The following is a 1434-nucleotide window of genomic DNA, read 5'->3' on the forward strand; positions in this document are numbered from 1 at the left end:
CGTAAATCCTTCGCTAAACGTTTCGCCGTTTTGATATTTACTTGCGGGAGATATTTCTGAATTAAATCCCCAATAAATTGAGCCTTTTCTTCATTGTCATATAAAACCCTCATGCCTGCATTTATTGCAATTAATAAATCTTTATATCTCCTTAAATCGGCTTTTCCTTCATATAGCAAAATCCATGAATTCATATCAGCCAGTCTAAGAGAATCAAAATTTCTCATAAATGCTTTATGCTGTTTCCTTTTATTATTGGGGACAACATGCATACTTATTGTTCCTATTTCAGCGGGAAGTTTAGCACCTAAAAAACCTCTTATAGATTCGATAAGATAATCAACGCTCACATGTCTGTAAGACCGTTTTAAGTCCTCTATCACATTTGCATCCATCATTGTGTCGGTTTTTTCTTTCCAGTAAATCATTAAATAGGGTTCAGTAGCTTGTCGGGCTTTTCTTTCAGCCGCTTTTCTTTTTCTTTCTTCAGCCTTCGCCCGCTTATTTAATTCTTTGTTATACCATTCATTAAATCGTGATTCGCTCCAATACCTTTTTGCGGAATGTTCGGAGACTTTAAATCCTAACCGTTTAATTAATTCAGATCGTTCATTTGCAATTAAACTACGACTCTTTTTCTTAACAATTTTATTTACTGTGGCAGGTTTATTTTTTAATTCCTTTATAACCTTTTTGTCAGTAATTCCGACTTTTTTCAAGGCAGCTATATTTTGTTTTTTCTGCTGTTTCTTCTTCAGCCGCTTTTTCTTCCCACTCAGTGACACCCCCTTTAAACACAAAAGTCACAGGGAAACGAATTTCCCTGTCAATTTAATATTTAAATGGCTTCTGCTTTTTGTGTCGGAATATAGCGAACAGAACCGCGTGACAGTTCGTCTTGTGCTTCAGCATGAAAATAGGAGACTATTGCAAGCATTTCTGAACGAGTGAAACTAATAATCTGTTGTGTATCGTCATCAAGCTTTTGAGCGAAACAATACATATTCTCCACTCTATCCTCTTTAATCTCTGTGCGGCGTTCTCCGTTGTCGAAAATCATTACGTTTTTATCCAAGTCTAGCAACCTCCGTATATAGTAATTTAATATAAGAAAAGCCGCCCCGATCGGAGCGACTATTTAATTAGTCCACAAGCGCAAGTGTCAATGTTTTAAAGCCGCGGCGGGTTTTAACTTCTTTTGGAACAACTTTTAATGGCTCGTCCGTCCAAGGACCTTGCCCTACAATCCCAATGATACGTTGTAGGGAGCTTGCTACGCCCTGAGATACACTGTGATAGCCTTGTCCGTCTGCTGTTAAAAGAACAACGCGCATTGCCTGAATTGTCTCTTTCGTGACTTCATCCTCTAATTCAACCGCATGGGCGACCATGTCTGTAATTTCAATTACTTCTCCGATATGGTCTGATAGAGAG

At 38.0% G+C, this 1434-nt stretch carries 3 protein-coding genes; all 3 read right to left on the bottom strand.

The window, feature by feature from the left end; translation table 11 throughout:
• A partial coding sequence (locus ACFV61_RS36035; RefSeq protein ID WP_380496413.1) for a hypothetical protein occupies positions 1 to 785 on the bottom strand: 785 nt, incomplete at its 3' end.
• 53 nt (positions 786 to 838) lie between these two features.
• On the bottom strand, positions 839 to 1060 hold the full coding sequence (locus tag ACFV61_RS36040; protein WP_376642817.1) for a hypothetical protein: 222 nt from the start codon (positions 1058 to 1060) through the stop codon (positions 839 to 841).
• Positions 1061 to 1142: 82 nt separating this feature from the next.
• A partial coding sequence (locus tag ACFV61_RS36045) for a hypothetical protein (RefSeq protein WP_380496415.1) occupies positions 1143 to 1434 on the bottom strand: 292 nt, incomplete at its 5' end.

This window comes from Kitasatospora sp. NPDC059817 (assembly GCF_042731835.1).
GTDB lineage: Bacteria > Actinomycetota > Actinomycetes > Streptomycetales > Streptomycetaceae > Kitasatospora.

Coding starts and splice junctions, on each gene's coding strand:
- ACFV61_RS36040 (WP_376642817.1), bottom strand. CDS start 1,060: ATGATTTTCGACAACGGAGAACGCCGCACAGAGATTAAAGAGGATAGA.